Origin of the sequence: Rhizobium sp. GCM10022189 (assembly GCF_042656325.1) — a bacterium.
GTDB lineage: Bacteria > Pseudomonadota > Alphaproteobacteria > Rhizobiales > Rhizobiaceae > Rhizobium.
The window spans coordinates 87,670-101,427 of record NZ_JBHSOR010000040.1; the positions used below are offsets into that span (position 1 = coordinate 87,670).

Below are 13,758 nucleotides of genomic sequence, written 5' to 3' on the forward strand. Positions count from 1 at the left end.
GCAATGCAGACGCGTCTGGCACGGCTTTATGCAAAGGGCGATCTGAGGATCGAGACCGCTCCGGTTGCCGCACCCGGTCCAGGCGAGGTGCTGCTGAAGATGGCGGCCGCAGGTATCTGCGGCTCCGACCTGCATTATTATCAGGATGGCGGTTTCGGACCGGTCCGGGTTCGCGAACCGATGATACCCGGCCACGAAGCGTCGGGAACGGTGGAATTGGCCGGCGAGGGGGTGGACCTGAAGGTCGGCACCCTCGTTGCGGTCAATCCGAGCCAGCCCTGCGGAACCTGCGAATATTGCGGCAGTGGCCTGCCGATCCATTGCCTGGAAATGCGCTTTATGGGAAGCGCGATGCGCCTGCCGCACGAGCAGGGCATGTTCCGTGAATGGCTGGTCGTGCCGGCCAGACAATGTTTTGAAGTCGCTGCCTCGACCACGCCGGCGGAAGCGGCCTGCAGCGAACCCCTGTCCGTCTGCCTGCATGCCGCATCGCGCGCGCCCGGCGTTGCCGGCAAGAAAGTCCTGGTGACGGGCGCCGGACCGATCGGCGCGCTGATGGTTGCGGTCGCCAGCTATTATCAGGCAAGCGAAGTCGTCGTCACCGACCTTGCCGATGCGGCGCTCGCGCGGGCCAATGCCATGGGCGCCAGCCGCACGATCAATGTGACGCGGGATGCGGCCGCTCTTGCCGAGTTTCAGACGGGAAAGGGCCATTTCGATCTCGTCTTCGAATGTTCTGCTGCCGCTCCGGCCATTCACAGCGCGATTGCGGCGGTCCGGCCGCGCGGCACCATTGTCCAGGTCGGCGTCTCAGGCGATGTGCCGGTGCCTCTCAATGCCATCGTCGGCAAGGAGCTTCACATCCACGGCACTCAGCGTTTTCACGAGGAATTCGGTGTCGCCGTCGATCTCATTTCGCGCGGGAGCATCGATGTGCGGCCGATCATCAGCCACAGCCTGCCGCTCGAAGAGGCCTCTTCGGCCTTCGACATCGCCGGCGACCGTTCGCTGGCATGCAAGGTCCAGATGACTTTTCCGTGAGCCTGAACGGCGGTCCTGAGCGCGCCGGCCGGCAAGGCGCTGTTGGTGTTGAGTTGATGGTCGCCACGGGCTATCACCACGGGCAACACATTTCCGGTTCCGAGAGACGCATCTGACAATGACCCCTTCATACCTGGTTACGCATTCCGGCGGCTTCCACGCGGATGAGCTGCTTTCGAGCGTCGTCCTGACCTGCCTGTTCCCCGAGGCAAGGATCGTTCGCAGCCGGAACGCCGAATGGACCACCCCCGGCGCCGACCGCATCATCTATGATGTCGGCGGGCTTTATGATCCCGCCGCAGGTATTTTCGATCACCATCAGCGCGGTGCGCCCGTGCGCGAGGATGGAAGGCCCTACAGTTCCTTCGGCCTGATCTGGAAACATTACGGGGCCGGTTATCTCGCAGAACTGGGCGTGCCGGAGACGCATATTTCCGCGGTACACGCCGCGTTCGATGCCAAGTTCGTCCTGCCGGTCGATCTGACCGACAATGGAGCGCTTGATCCCTCCATCGCGGGCGAGTTGGCCGGCCTGACGCTGCCCGCTCTCCTGGAAACCCTGAAGCCGGTTTTCGACGCCAAGGATCCCGATGCCGACGACCGGGCGTTCCATGCCGCCCTTTCGATTGCACGAAGCTTCGTGGAGGCCGGTATCGCAACGCAGGATGCCAAGCTGCGCGCCGAAGCCCTTGTTCTCAAAGCGATCGGCGAGGCGGGCCGGCAGCGCGTCCTCGAGCTGCCGATGGGCATGCCCTTCCGGGCGGCGATCGTCAGGGCGAAGGCCGATCATCTGCTCTTCGTCGTTCACCCCCGGGAAAACGACTGGTGCCTGACGGGCATTCGCCGTGCTGACGAGGGTTTCGAGCTACGCGCCGATCTGCCGGAGGCCTGGGCAGGACTGACCGGCCGGGAACTCGAGCGCGCCTGCGGCGTAGAGGGAGCCACCTTCTGCCACAAGGGGCGCTTCGTCGCGGCCGCAAAGACCCGAGAGGCAGCCCTTGCGATGGCGCAAATTGCCGTAGAGCAGGCGCATCCGCTTGCCGGCTAACGCTCTCGTCAAACTTCCATGACGTCTTCGAACGCTTCCGGGAAATTCTGGCGCGCCAGCTTTTCGTTGATGACAAGCATCGCCTCATAAGACATCGGGTCGAAATCCTTGTCGGCAGCCACGACTTCGCGTCCGAAGAGCAGGTTGAGCCGAGCCGCGTCCAGATTGCCGCGCTCGAAGGGCTCCGCGCCGAAATGATGCCAGAGCGCATGCAGGAAGGCTGCGTCGACCCGGTGTTCTGCCGTACCGGGCCGGGCGCGGCGGGGCAGAGCCTTGATCGGTGTCACCCCCCGCGGATTGGCGCGGCGGATGGTGAACTGGATGCCGCTTCCCGGCATTCCCGACGGAAAGCCGCGATGTTTCGTCATATCGGGAAGATTGGCCATGGCCAGCTCTCCTTCGTAATGATCCCGCCGCAAGGCCGGGTTTCAGGTCGCCACACGAATGGCGATGTAGGCGCTGCCTGGCGAGCGTGGCAAGACCCTATCCATCGAAATTTCTCGCCGGGTGTTTCCCGACACCCGACTTTCGGCGCACAGGGCACGGAACCGCCGGCGACCGACCGGGCCGGTTAACCGTCGGCAAGGCGCAGTCTCTGGTCAAGTGCCAAGGCTGCGCGCTGCAGCCAGAGAGCGAGGTCGCGAAACGCTGCGTCGCGCGGATCGCTCCGGCGCCAGGCGAGCGCTATCGATCGCGTATAACGGCGCTCGGATAGCGCGCTATAGTGGATGGGAGCCCCCTCGGTTCGCGCGAGCGCTGGTACGAGCGTACATCCTTCGCCGGCTGCCACCATATATTTCAGGGTTTCGAGGCTGGTGGCGTGACGGGTCGCCGCCTCCGATGGCGAGCAGGCCGCAAGCGCCTGTTCTCGCAGGCAATGTCCTTCGTCGAGGAGAAGCCGCTCGCTCCCTTCCAGGGCTTGCCAACCCGGACCGCCCGACCGGCTGGCGGGATGTCCCTCGGGCGCGGCGAGCAGGAAAGGCTCGACGAACAACGGGGTGGTGGTGAGCAGCCGCTGATCTTGTGGCAGTGACAGCAAGACCGCATCGAGCTCGCCTGCGAGCAATTGCTCGACCAATTGGTCCGTCAGGCCCTCGCCGAGATTGAGTTTCAGCCGAGGGAAATCCTTTCTGAACCGTCCGACGATCCGGGGGAAGAGGTAGGGGCCGAGCGTCGCGATTGCCGCAAGCCGCAGAGATCCTCCGAAGGGTTCGTCGGATGCCCGCACGACGGCCAGGAGCGTGCGCGCTTCGCCTAGCACTTTGCGCGCCTGCTCCACAAATCTTTGCCCTTCGGCTGTGATGATCACTTTGCGGGTGGTCCGCTCGAAGATCGTGACGCCCGTCCAGGCTTCCAGCTTCCGAACCTGGCTGGACAGGGATGGCTGGGCGACGCCGCAGATTTCAGACGCGCGGACGAAGCTGCCATGTTCCGCGATTGCGACGACATATTCGAGGTCCCGCAGAGACAGGCCGCTCAGGTTTATGGAGGTCTTCACGGCAGCAACTCCACCGGTTGGCGCAATTTATAGCTAACAGCTATTAATGGGATAGAATTAATATCATTCACCTGATGAAACGCAATTGGCAAGTTGGGCTCGGATATTCAACCGCTGGAGCGCTTCATGACCTCTGATCCGACCCGACCGCATCTCACCCACGCCAACGGCACGCCCGTCAGCGACAACGTCAACATCCAGACGGCCGGCTCGCGCGGGCCGGCATTGCTGCAGGATGTCTGGCTCATCGAAAAGCTTGCCCATTTCGCAAGAGAAGTGATCCCTGAGCGCCGCATGCATGCCAAAGGCGCGGGCGCCCACGGGACATTCACGGTAACACACGATGTCACGCGCTATACGAAGGCGAAGATATTCTCCGAGATCGGCAAGCAGACGCCGATGGTCGTGCGGTTTTCCACGGTTGCCGGCGAGCGCGGAGCGGCTGACGCCGAACGCGATATTCGCGGCTTTGCGCTGCGCTTCTATACGGAGGAGGGGAACTGGGATGTGGTCGGCAACAACACACCGGTCTTCTTCTTCCGCGATCCCCTTCGCTTCCCCGATCTCAACCATGCCATCAAGCGCGATCCGCATACGGGCATGCGGTCGGCCGACAGCAATTGGGACTTCTGGTCCCTGCTGCCGGAAGCGCTCCACCAGGTCACGATCGTCATGAGCGAGCGCGGTATCCCGAAGAGCTATCGCCACATGCATGGCTTCGGCAGCCATACTTACAGCTTCATCAACGCCGCCAACGAACGGACCTGGGTGAAATTCCACTTTCGCACCCAGCAAGGCATTGAGAACCTGTCCGATGCCGAAGCCGAGGCGCTCATCGGCCGGGACCGTGAATCGCATCACCGCGATCTCTTCGACAGCATCGGCCGCGGCGATTTCCCGCGATGGACGCTGTTCATCCAGGTCATGACGGAAGAGCAGGCGAAGAGCTTCAGGTTCAATCCGTTCGATCTCACCAAGGTCTGGCCGAAGAAGGAGTTTCCGCTGATCGAGGTTGGCGTGATGGAACTCAACCGCAATCCCGGTAACGTCTTCGCCGAGATCGAACAGGCGGCCTTCACGCCGGCAAACATTGTTCCGGGCATCGGCTATTCGCCCGACAAAATGCTTCAGGCGCGTCTGTTTTCTTATGGCGATGCCCAGCGTTATCGCCTTGGCGTCAACCACCATCACATTCCGGTCAACGCTCCGCGCTGCCCGGTTCACAGCTATCATCGCGATGGCGCCATGCGCACCGACGGCAATCTCGGCGGCACGCCGACCTATTGGCCGAACAGCAAGGGGGAATGGGCCGACCAGCCGCAGCTCAACGAGCCGCCGCTCGAACTCTCAGGCGCAGCCGACCATTGGGATCACCGGATCGACGATGACCACTACCAACAGCCCGGCGATCTCTTCAGGATGATGACGCCGGCACAGAAGCAGGTTCTGTTCGACAATACCGCGCGTGCGATGGGCGACGCCCGAGCCGAGGTCAAACAGCGGCACATCGACAACTGTACAAAAGCCGATCCCGATTACGGCAAAGGCGTTGCCGAAGCGGTCGCCCGCCTCGCCGCAGGCTGATGCGCAGAGAATACCCGGCGAGCAGCGCTCGCCGGGCATCGTTTCAGGATCGGCTCACTTCGGCGTCACGTCGAAGCCGAACCACTTTTCCGACAGGGTCTTGATCGTGCCATCGGCCTTTGCGGCCGCGATCGCGTCGTTGAACATTGCCTTCAGCTCGGTATCGCCCTTGCGCAGGCCGACGGAGCTGCCGCGGCCGAGGAAGCCGCCCTGGAAGCGCGGGCCGGCAGTCGTCATGTCTTCGTTGCCCGGCTTCTGGGATGCCGTCGTCAGATAGGCCATGGACGCCATGACGATATCGACACGGCCGGCCTTGAGATCGAGATCATGCTCTTCGGTCGTTTTGTACTCGCGGACCTCGACGACGCCCTTCAGATACTTGTCGACGAAAGCGGCTGCGGTCGAGGCGGTCTGCACGCCGATCGTCTTGCCCTGCAGCGCCGGCTTGATCTTCTCGATCTCGGCGGCGGCACCGGCTTCATCGCTGGCGAGCGAGAAGACTTCACCCTTTTCAGGCAGGTTGGCGAGATCGCTCGTCTTCGAGGTCGCGAAGGCCTGGCCGGTAGAGCCGTAGGAATCGCTGAAGGCGATAACCTCCTCGCGCTTGGCCGTCGCCGACATGCCGGAGATGATGGCGTCGAACTTGCCGGCGTTGAGTGCGGGGATCATGCCGTCGAAATTCTGGACGACGATCTTGCACTCGACCTTCATGTGATCGCAGAGATATTTGGTCAGTTCGATCTCGTAACCGTCGAGCGTTCCGTCCGGCTTGGTGAAGTTATAGGGCTTGAAAGCGCCTTCGGTGGCGATCGTCACGGTCGTCCACTTCTTGTCTTCGGCATGTGCGATACCGGCCGTCGCGATGATGGCCGCGGCTGATGTCGCCATCAGAACCCGTGAGAAGAATGTCATATTTTGCTCCCCTTTTCTTTGTTGGGCTGAGAAAACTACTGGCTGATGAACTGGCGGAAACGGTCTGACCGTGAATTGGCGAAGACTTCCTGCGGCCTGCCGTCTTCTTCGACGACGCCCTTGTGCAGGAAGACGACCCGGCTCGAGACGTCGCGGGCAAAGCCCATTTCATGGGTGACGACCAGCATCGTGCGGCCTTCTTCTGCAAGCGCACGCATGACGCGCAGGACTTCGCCGACCAGCTCGGGATCGAGCGCGGACGTCGGCTCGTCGAAGAGCATCACCTTCGGTCGCATGGCGAGCGCGCGTGCGATTGCTGCGCGCTGCTGCTGGCCGCCGGAAAGATGCGAGGGATAAAAATTGCGCTTTTCGGCAATGCCGACCTTGGCGAGCAGCGCCTCGGCTTCCTCGATGCATTCGGCTTTCGGGCGACCGAGCACATGTACCGGCGCTTCGATGACGTTTTCGAGCACCGTCTTGTGGGACCAGAGATTGAAGCTCTGAAACACCATGCCGAGCTGGGAGCGGATACGGTCCACCTGCCGGCGTTCGGCCGGCCTGCTGCCGCCCTTGCCGTTGGCCACCATGCGGATCGTCTCGCCGGCGACCGTTACCGAACCGGAATTCGGCGTCTCGAGAAGATTGATGCAGCGCAGGAAGGTGGATTTGCCGGAGCCGGAGGAGCCGAGGATCGAGACGACATCGCCTTCACGGGCATCGAGCGAGATGCCTTTGAGAACCTCGACGGGTCCAAAGCTCTTGTGCAGATCCTTCACGCTGAGCGCGATCGGCGCAGTCATCGGGCGTCTCCTTCGAGTGCGGATGCGGTGGGCGCCACCGGATGGTGGGGGACGGGCTGGCGCAGATGCGGGCTCAGCCAATATTCGACGAGATGAACGAGGCGCGTCAGCAGGAAGTTGATTGCCAGATAGATGGCGCCTGCCACGACGAACACTTCGATCGCCCGGTAGGTCTCGGAAATGATCCTGGCGGCGACGCCGGTCACTTCCATCAAGGTGATGATCGAGGCGAGCGATGTGGCCTTCACCATGGAGATCATCTCGTTCGAGTAAGCCGGCAGCGCCTGCCGGATGGCGAGCGGCAGGACGATGCGGCGGAACTGCATGAAGCGGGGCATGCCGCAGGCCCGTGCCGCCTCGATCTGGCCGAAGGGGACTGACAGAAGCCCGCCACGAATGATCTCGCTGGCATAGGCTGCCGTGTTCATGGTCAGTGCAAGAACGGCACACCAATAGGCCTGGCGCAGGAACGGCCAGAAGATGCTGTGCCGGACTTCGGGAAACTGGCCGAGCCCGTAATAGATGAGGAAGATCTGCACGAGCAGCGGCGTGCCGCGGAATATGAAGACATAGGCGCGCGCAAACCATTCGAGTACGGCGATGCCGGAGAGCCGGCAAAGCGCGATTGCGAGCGCCAGAACAGCCCCGAGCGCGATCGAGGTCGCGGCGAGTTCAAGCGTCAGCGGGACGGCCGAAACAAGACTGACGAAGGTCTCGGCGAGAAATTGCCAATCCATCAGCCTCTCCTCACGCCACGGGAGAAGTGTCTTTCGGCCAGCCGCAGGAAAAGGCCGGAACCAGTTGAAATGATGAGGTAGATGGCCCCCGCTACGACATAAAAATCGAAAGGCAGGCCGGTCGAGCCCGCCGCAACCTGTGTCTGGCGCAGCAGTTCGGCGACGCCGGTGATGGAGACGAGCGCGGATTCTTTCAGGACGACCTGCCAGACGTTTCCGAGGCCCGGCAACGCATGGCGCAGCGTCAGCGGCGCGACGATGCGGCGGAAACGCAGTGAACGGCCCATGCCGCAGGCGATCGCCGCCTCGATTTCACCTGCATGCACTGCCTTGAGCGCACCGCGAAAGACCTCGGTAAATTGCGCACCTGACGTGACGCCGACGGCGAGCGATCCGGCGAGGAACCCCGGAAAGCCGAGGAAACTTTCAGCGCCGAAGAGCCGGCCGAGCGCTGTAACGGCGGCACCGCCTCCGAAATAGAAGAGGTAGATGATGAGGAGATCCGGTATGCCGCGAAGGACCGTTGTATAGGTATCGGCGGCGATGCGAAGGCCGCGGCCGCCTGAAATTTTCGCCCAGGCACCGAAGGTGCCGATGACGGCGCCGATGGCATAACCGGCAAGCGCCACAAGAATCGTCATCCACGCGCCGGCGATCAGCGCCTTGCCCCATCCGTCGGGGCCGAAGCTTATGAGCTCGAGGATGCCGTGCTGGTTCATGATGCCTGTTTCTCCGGCAGCGGTGGCTGAACGTTATCCGGGATCGGATTGACGAAGGGCGTCCCGTCAAGACGGCTCCTGAGGTCGGCCTTGGCCGCCTCGATGAGAGCCGGATTGCGGATCAGGTCGATGGCGGTGCTCGCCATGACCTTTGCCGCATGTTCCGTACCCTTGTGGGCCGCAGGCAGCTTGCCCTGGGCGACAAGCTGCCAGGAGTGGCCGGGCGTGCCGATCGCGTAGGTCGCGCCGCGCATCTGGACCGTCGGCACGACCCAGCTGACGCTGCCGACATCGGTGGAGCCGACGATCGTGCTGTCACCGGCATAGAGCGGAAAGATTTCCTCGCAGAGCGGCTGGTCCTTCTTCGCCTTCAGGCCGAAGCGGGCATAGGAGGAGGCGATATCCTCGGCGCTCATCGTCGCCTGGAACATCCGGGCACGTGCCCGGTCGTCGTCGTCGAAGACGGGCGGGCCAAGGCGTTCGAGATTGGCAAACATCAGCTCTTCAAGCGGAGCATTGCCGACGAGATTGGCGTCGCCGCTTATCACTTCGCTGCGCACGGAGGTCTCGGTCATGAGGGCGGCTCCCTCTGCCACCTTCTTGACGCGAGCGACGAGCGACAGGAGTTCGGGCAGGTTCCGCGCCCGGATGAGGTAGCGCACCGTCGCGCGTGCCTGGACCACATTGGGCGCTGAGCCGCCGGTATCGGTCACGGCATAGTGGATGCGCGCAGTCGAGGGCATATGCTCGCGCATATAGTTGACGCCGACATTCATCAGCTCGACGGCATCAAGCGCGCTGCGGCCGAGATGCGGCGTTGCCGAGGCATGCGAGGAGCGGCCGGTGAAATGGAAGTTGATCTCGTTGCAGGCAAGCGAGACGGGGTTGTTGACGCCGGCAAAGGCGGCCGGGTGCCAGGAAATGGCGATGTCGACATCGTCGAAGACGCCTGCGCGGACCATGAAACCCTTGGACGAGCCGCCTTCTTCTGCCGGGCAGCCGTAGTAGCGTACACGGCCCTTGATGCCGTTTGCGGCGAGAAAATCCTTCACCGCAGCTGCCGCCAGCATCGACCCGGCACCCAGCATGTTGTGGCCGCATCCGTGGCCATTGCCGTTTACCGTCAACTCGCGCTTTTCGGCGACACCGGCCTCCTGGCTAAGCCCCGGGAGCGCATCGAATTCTCCGAGGATCGCAATGACCGGACCACCTTCTCCGGCTTCACCCATCACAGCGGTCGGCAATCCCGCGACGCCGCGTTCGACACGGAACCCTTCCGCTTCCAGCTGGCGGGCATGTTCTTCGGAGGAGCGATACTCCTCATAATTCGTCTCCGGCATATCCCATATCCGGTCGCTGAGCGCAAAGAAGGCTTCGCGCTTGGCTTCGACGATGTCCCACACGGCGTCCGAGTTTTTCATGGCTTCCAAAACAGCTTCATTTTGCATAGTATCCAAAATTGGCGCCAATTTAGGATACAAAAAATTTATGCGCAATCCATGTGCACGAATAAATTTTCATCACGGCAAACTGTTCGGGCTGCCTTACGGACATGCCGCAGCCCGTGGTATCGATGCAGAGAGTGAGGGGAAATTCGAATGGCGGATGTCGTGATGGATTCGGGGCAGGGAACGTCCAGCGGGCGCGACGTGACGGACCTCGTGCTTCAGGACATCCTGGCCGGCGTGCTTCTGCCGGGGACCTGGCTGAAGCAGATCGATCTCGAGCGGCGGTATAATTGCACGCGGCCCGAAGTGCGCCGGGCGCTTGATCGCCTTGCCCAGAAGCGGCTCGTGGAACACGTGCCGAACCGTGGCTACCATGTCTACGAGCCGGATGGGCGGCGTGCGCGGGAAGTCAGCGAGATCCGCATCATCCTGGAAACGGCGATCGCCGGAACCATCGTTCAGAACGCGTCGCCGGCCGATATCACCAATCTGCGCGGGCTTGCGCAGCATTTCGACTTCATGGTGCTGAACGGCACGATGCTGGAACTTTACGAGGCAAATCTTGCCTTCCATCGCCAGCTTCTGATCCTTGGCGGCAATCAGGAACTGGTCGACCTCATCACGGAAATTCGCCAGCGGACGTCGTCGGCGCCGGTTTCCCAGTGGCGCACGCGTGCGCGCGTGGAGCAGTCGAGCCGGGAGCACCACCTGATGATCGATGCGATCGAAGCCGGCGATACGGAGCATCTGAAGGAACTGGTGCGACAGCATATCCTTCAGGGCTGAACGTCGGCTGCCGCTACTCAGCGGCCTCGTTATGGCGCTCGAGATAGTGCCCCTTCAGGAAGGAGCGATAGGCATCGGCTATGCCCTCCTTCAGGCCTATTTTCGGCGACCAGCCAAGGGTGCGCAGCTTGTCGGCACTCATCAGCTTGCGCGGTGTGCCGTCCGCCTTGCCAAGGTCCCGCGTGATTTCGCCTTCGAAGCCGACGACCTCAGCAACGAGCCCTGCCAGTTCGAGGATGGTAATGTCTTCCCCTGAACCCACGTTTACGTGACTTTCGGCCGAATAGGTCTTCATGAGATGGATGCAGGCGTCAGCGCAATCATCGACATGCAGGAACTCGCGCAGCGGCGTTCCGGTGCCCCAGATGCGGATCTGCTTCTCGCCGTTGATCTTGGCCTCGTGCGCCTTGCGGATCAGGGCCGGCATGACATGGCTTGAATCGAGGTCGAAATTGTCGCCCGGCCCATAAAGGTTGGTGGGCATGGCCGAGATGAAATCCTTGCCGTGCTGTCTTCGGTAGGCGGCACATAGCTTCAGTCCGGCAATCTTGGCGATTGCGTACCATTCATTCGTGGGTTCGAGCGCTCCCGTCAGAAGGGCATCTTCGACGATCGGCTGATCCGCGAATTTCGGGTAGATGCAGGACGAACCCAGAAACATCAGCTTTTCGACGCCGACTTCGTAAGCGGCGTGGATGACGTTCGCCTCAAGGATCAGGTTGTCGTAGAGGAAGTCGGCCGGATAGGTATCATTGGCGAGAATACCGCCGACTTTGGCCGCCGCCAGGAAAACGGCATCGGGACGATTCTTCTCCATCCATGCCTCCACCTGATCCTGTCGTCTGAGATCGAGCTCGGCGCGCGTGGCAGTCAGGATTTCGCAGCCCTCGGTCGCGAGGCGCCGCACGATCGCAGAACCCACCATGCCGCGATGGCCCGCGACATAGATCCTCTTTCCGGCAAGGCTGTAGATCACCTCAGGCATGGACAAGGCCCTTGTTCGCGCCGACCGCCGGAACGTTGCGGGCCATGACTTTCAGGTCCTCGCGAACCATTTCCGAAACCAGTTGATCGAGGCTGATCTCGTGTTTCCAGCCGAGTTTCGTGCGCGCCTTGGTGGGATCGCCGAGCAGGAGATCGACTTCCGTGGGCCGGAAGTACGCCGGATCGATCTCCACTACACAGCGGCCGGATATGGTGTCGTAGCCCTTTTCCTCGATACCTTCGCCACGCCAGTCGATCGGCATGCCTACCCTGGCAAAAGCCTTCTCGACAAAGGAGCGGACGGTGTGGGTCTCGCCGGTTGCGAGAACATAGTCCTCCGGTTCGTCCTGCTGCAGCATCAGCCACATGCCGCGGACATATTCGCGCGCATGTCCCCAGTCGCGCTTGGCATCCAGATTGCCGAGATAGAGCCGGTCCTGGAGGCCGAGGTGGATGGCCGCCGCCGCGCGGGTTATCTTGCGCGTCACGAAGGTTTCGCCGCGGATCGGGCTTTCATGGTTGAACAGGATGCCGTTCGATGCATGCATGCCATAGGCCTCGCGATAGTTGACCACGATCCAGTAGGCATAGAGCTTGGCGGCGGCATAGGGCGATCGCGGGTAGAATGGCGTCGTCTCGTTCTGCGGCACTGCCTGGACCTTGCCGTAGAGTTCCGAGGTCGATGCCTGATAGAAACGGGTTTTCCTGGTCAAGCCGAGAAGGCGAATGGCTTCAAGCAGCCGCAGCGTGCCGGTTCCGTCCGCGTTGGCCGTATATTCCGGCGTCTCGAAGGACACCTGAACGTGGCTTTGTGCGGCAAGATTGTAGATCTCGTCGGGCTGCGTTTCCTGGACGACCCGGATGAGGTTTGTCGCGTCGGTCATGTCCCCGTAGTGCAGGATGAAGCGCGGATTCTCGACATGCGGATCCTCGTAGAGATGTTCGATGCGATTGGTATTGAAGGACGACGACCGCCGTTTGATGCCGTGGACAATATAGCCCTTATCCAGGAGCAATTCGGCCAGATAGGCACCGTCCTGACCTGTTACCCCGGTAATCAGTGCAACTTTCCTGTTATGTCTCATGCCGGTATCCATGATCGTTCTCCAACTCGAATACTAACGCTGTTTCTGAGAAGCGGATGCTGTCGTGCGCCGAACAGGCGCAATGCCTCGTCGAGTGCCATCGGCGGAGCGTTGGCCGCCTGAACGTGCGGTTCCGGCCCTGTCTGTGATGCGGGTGATCGAGTCGCCTGGCGGTCATTTTTGCATCCCCAGATACGGGTGCAGCCAGCGCAGGGTGAACCATGCCGCGATCGGCGATACCTCGAAATTCTGATAGGCCATCAGCGACCTTGCGTACAACTCGGAGTCACGGAAGTTGTATTTGGCGTGTCGCTTGGGTCTGACATTGTTGATGGCGACGACGATGTCGGCGTTGCGGGCGCTCCTGAGCTGCTGCAGGCAGAATTCGGCAGCGCGGCGGCTGGTCTTTGCCCATTGCACGACCATCAGCGTGCGCTCTGTCAGCGCCGTCAGATGCATGGTGTCGGCCGAGGCGAGCACCGGCGCGCTGTCGAAGATGACGACCTGGCCTCGGGCGCGGGCCATCTCGATGATCTCGGCCACGTCGGTCAGCCGCACGCGCCGCTGCAGGCGGGGACTGCCGGCCGGGATGAAGTCGATCCCGCTCGGATGATGGTGGACGACGTCCTCAAGGGCGGCCTGTCCGCTCAGGAACTCGTTCAGCCCCTGTTTCAGGCCGGACCTGAACAGCGTGTCGAGATGGCCGCGCCGGATGTCGCTGTCGACGAGCAGCACCGGCGTACCGTTGGCGGCCAGTTCGATGGCCAGCGATCCGGCCACCAGCGACTTGCCTTCGCCGCTATGGGCCGAGGTCACGGCGATGGAGTGCGGCAGCTTGCCGCCATTGGCCTGTTTGAGCGAGATCATCACGGTGCGGATGGCTTCGTCGAACATGCCGATCTGCGTCTGGCCGAACAGCCTGGAGGGATCCCTGCGCTCCTTGCGCCGCAGATGCGGGACGAAGCCGGCCGGCACGATGCGGCCCATCGTGGAGATCTGGTCGAAGCTGCGCACCGTCCGGTCCATCATCTCGACCACGAAGGCGGCCGTCACCGCAACGGAGACCGAAGCGAAGAAGGCGCCGATCAGATAGAACAGCCGGCTGCGCCCCTGCGG

General features: G+C 62.2%; 13 protein-coding genes and 1 pseudogene. 4 read left to right on the forward strand and 10 right to left on the reverse strand.

Features of this window, described 5'->3' with window-relative positions:
• Window positions 1-3 precede the first annotated feature (3 nt).
• Both ACFPWW_RS18030 and ACFPWW_RS18035 read left to right on the forward strand, forming a co-directional pair.
• Window positions 4-1,041: an L-idonate 5-dehydrogenase gene (locus tag ACFPWW_RS18030; RefSeq protein ID WP_377312789.1), complete on the forward strand. Its 1,038-nt coding sequence runs from the start codon at window positions 4-6 to the stop codon at window positions 1,039-1,041.
• Between the two features lie 118 nt (window positions 1,042-1,159).
• Window positions 1,160-2,089, forward strand: a complete 930-nt coding sequence (locus tag ACFPWW_RS18035) for an MYG1 family protein (protein WP_377312790.1) — start codon at window positions 1,160-1,162, stop codon at window positions 2,087-2,089.
• An 8-nt stretch (window positions 2,090-2,097) separates the two neighbouring features.
• Here the strand turns inward: ACFPWW_RS18035 and ACFPWW_RS18040 are convergent, their stop codons facing one another.
• Together ACFPWW_RS18040 and ACFPWW_RS18045 are read right to left on the reverse strand one after the other, a co-directional pair.
• Complete coding sequence (locus ACFPWW_RS18040; protein ID WP_112571669.1) at window positions 2,098-2,475, reverse strand: hypothetical protein; 378 nt, start codon at window positions 2,473-2,475, stop codon at window positions 2,098-2,100.
• A gap of 185 nt (window positions 2,476-2,660) precedes the next feature.
• Window positions 2,661-3,587: a LysR substrate-binding domain-containing protein gene (locus ACFPWW_RS18045; RefSeq protein ID WP_377312791.1), complete on the reverse strand. Its 927-nt coding sequence runs from the start codon at window positions 3,585-3,587 to the stop codon at window positions 2,661-2,663.
• Window positions 3,588-3,713: 126 nt separating this feature from the next.
• On the opposite strand from ACFPWW_RS18045, the gene ACFPWW_RS18050 reads away from it, so the two are divergent.
• Window positions 3,714-5,171 carry a catalase gene (locus ACFPWW_RS18050; protein ID WP_377312792.1) on the forward strand — a complete coding sequence of 486 codons (1,458 nt, stop codon included), beginning with the start codon at window positions 3,714-3,716 and terminating at the stop codon, window positions 5,169-5,171.
• A gap of 54 nt (window positions 5,172-5,225) precedes the next feature.
• Here ACFPWW_RS18050 and ACFPWW_RS18055 read toward each other — a convergent pair whose 3' ends face one another.
• The 5 genes from ACFPWW_RS18055 to ACFPWW_RS18075 are packed head-to-tail and all read right to left on the reverse strand — an operon-like array spanning window position 5,226 to window position 9,760.
• Window positions 5,226-6,083: a transporter substrate-binding domain-containing protein gene (locus ACFPWW_RS18055; RefSeq protein WP_112571671.1), complete on the reverse strand. Its 858-nt coding sequence runs from the start codon at window positions 6,081-6,083 to the stop codon at window positions 5,226-5,228.
• A gap of 35 nt (window positions 6,084-6,118) precedes the next feature.
• Window positions 6,119-6,883, reverse strand: a complete 765-nt coding sequence (locus ACFPWW_RS18060; protein ID WP_377312793.1) for an ABC transporter ATP-binding protein — start codon at window positions 6,881-6,883, stop codon at window positions 6,119-6,121.
• Entirely contained in the window at window positions 6,880-7,620 is a 741-nt protein-coding gene (locus ACFPWW_RS18065; protein ID WP_113499321.1) for an ABC transporter permease, read from the reverse strand. The genes ACFPWW_RS18060 and ACFPWW_RS18065 overlap by 4 nt, the downstream gene beginning before the upstream one ends.
• Window positions 7,620-8,339: an ABC transporter permease gene (locus ACFPWW_RS18070; protein ID WP_377312795.1), complete on the reverse strand. Its 720-nt coding sequence runs from the start codon at window positions 8,337-8,339 to the stop codon at window positions 7,620-7,622. Before ACFPWW_RS18070 ends, ACFPWW_RS18065 begins: the two co-directional genes overlap by 1 nt.
• On the reverse strand, window positions 8,336-9,760 hold the full coding sequence (locus ACFPWW_RS18075) for a M20 family metallopeptidase (RefSeq protein ID WP_377312796.1): 1,425 nt from the start codon (window positions 9,758-9,760) through the stop codon (window positions 8,336-8,338). The genes ACFPWW_RS18070 and ACFPWW_RS18075 overlap by 4 nt, the downstream gene beginning before the upstream one ends.
• 177 nt (window positions 9,761-9,937) lie before the next feature.
• Here ACFPWW_RS18075 and ACFPWW_RS18080 point away from each other — a divergent pair, with 177 nt between their 5' ends.
• Complete coding sequence (locus ACFPWW_RS18080) at window positions 9,938-10,573, forward strand: GntR family transcriptional regulator (RefSeq protein WP_377312797.1); 636 nt, start codon at window positions 9,938-9,940, stop codon at window positions 10,571-10,573.
• A gap of 13 nt (window positions 10,574-10,586) precedes the next feature.
• On the opposite strand, the gene fcl is transcribed toward ACFPWW_RS18080, so the two are convergent.
• The 3 genes and pseudogenes from fcl to ACFPWW_RS18095 all read right to left on the reverse strand — a co-directional run.
• Window positions 10,587-11,558: a GDP-L-fucose synthase gene (fcl, locus tag ACFPWW_RS18085; protein ID WP_377312798.1), complete on the reverse strand. Its 972-nt coding sequence runs from the start codon at window positions 11,556-11,558 to the stop codon at window positions 10,587-10,589.
• Window positions 11,551-12,654 (reverse strand): GDP-mannose 4,6-dehydratase, encoded by a 1,104-nt coding sequence (gene gmd / locus ACFPWW_RS18090; protein ID WP_113414674.1) that lies wholly within the window; start codon window positions 12,652-12,654, stop codon window positions 11,551-11,553. The genes fcl and gmd overlap by 8 nt, the downstream gene beginning before the upstream one ends.
• Window positions 12,655-12,816: 162 nt before the next feature.
• Window positions 12,817-13,758 (reverse strand): annotated as a pseudogene (locus ACFPWW_RS18095) (exopolysaccharide biosynthesis protein); the annotation flags it as partial.

Bases quoted from the DNA above. Each gene is read 5' to 3' on its own strand.
- ACFPWW_RS18030 (WP_377312789.1), top strand. From the start codon at position 4: ATGCAGACGCGTCTGGCACGGCTTTATGCAAAGGGCGATCTGAGGATC.
- ACFPWW_RS18035 (WP_377312790.1), top strand. From the start codon at position 1,160: ATGACCCCTTCATACCTGGTTACGCATTCCGGCGGCTTCCACGCGGAT.
- ACFPWW_RS18040 (WP_112571669.1), bottom strand. From the start codon at position 2,475: ATGGCCAATCTTCCCGATATGACGAAACATCGCGGCTTTCCGTCGGGA.
- ACFPWW_RS18050 (WP_377312792.1), top strand. From the start codon at position 3,714: ATGACCTCTGATCCGACCCGACCGCATCTCACCCACGCCAACGGCACG.
- ACFPWW_RS18055 (WP_112571671.1), bottom strand. From the start codon at position 6,083: ATGACATTCTTCTCACGGGTTCTGATGGCGACATCAGCCGCGGCCATC.
- ACFPWW_RS18060 (WP_377312793.1), bottom strand. From the start codon at position 6,883: ATGACTGCGCCGATCGCGCTCAGCGTGAAGGATCTGCACAAGAGCTTT.
- ACFPWW_RS18065 (WP_113499321.1), bottom strand. From the start codon at position 7,620: ATGGATTGGCAATTTCTCGCCGAGACCTTCGTCAGTCTTGTTTCGGCC.
- ACFPWW_RS18070 (WP_377312795.1), bottom strand. From the start codon at position 8,339: ATGAACCAGCACGGCATCCTCGAGCTCATAAGCTTCGGCCCCGACGGA.
- ACFPWW_RS18075 (WP_377312796.1), bottom strand. From the start codon at position 9,760: ATGAAAAACTCGGACGCCGTGTGGGACATCGTCGAAGCCAAGCGCGAA.
- ACFPWW_RS18080 (WP_377312797.1), top strand. From the start codon at position 9,938: ATGGCGGATGTCGTGATGGATTCGGGGCAGGGAACGTCCAGCGGGCGC.
- fcl (WP_377312798.1), bottom strand. From the start codon at position 11,558: ATGCCTGAGGTGATCTACAGCCTTGCCGGAAAGAGGATCTATGTCGCG.
- gmd (WP_113414674.1), bottom strand. From the start codon at position 12,654: ATGGATACCGGCATGAGACATAACAGGAAAGTTGCACTGATTACCGGG.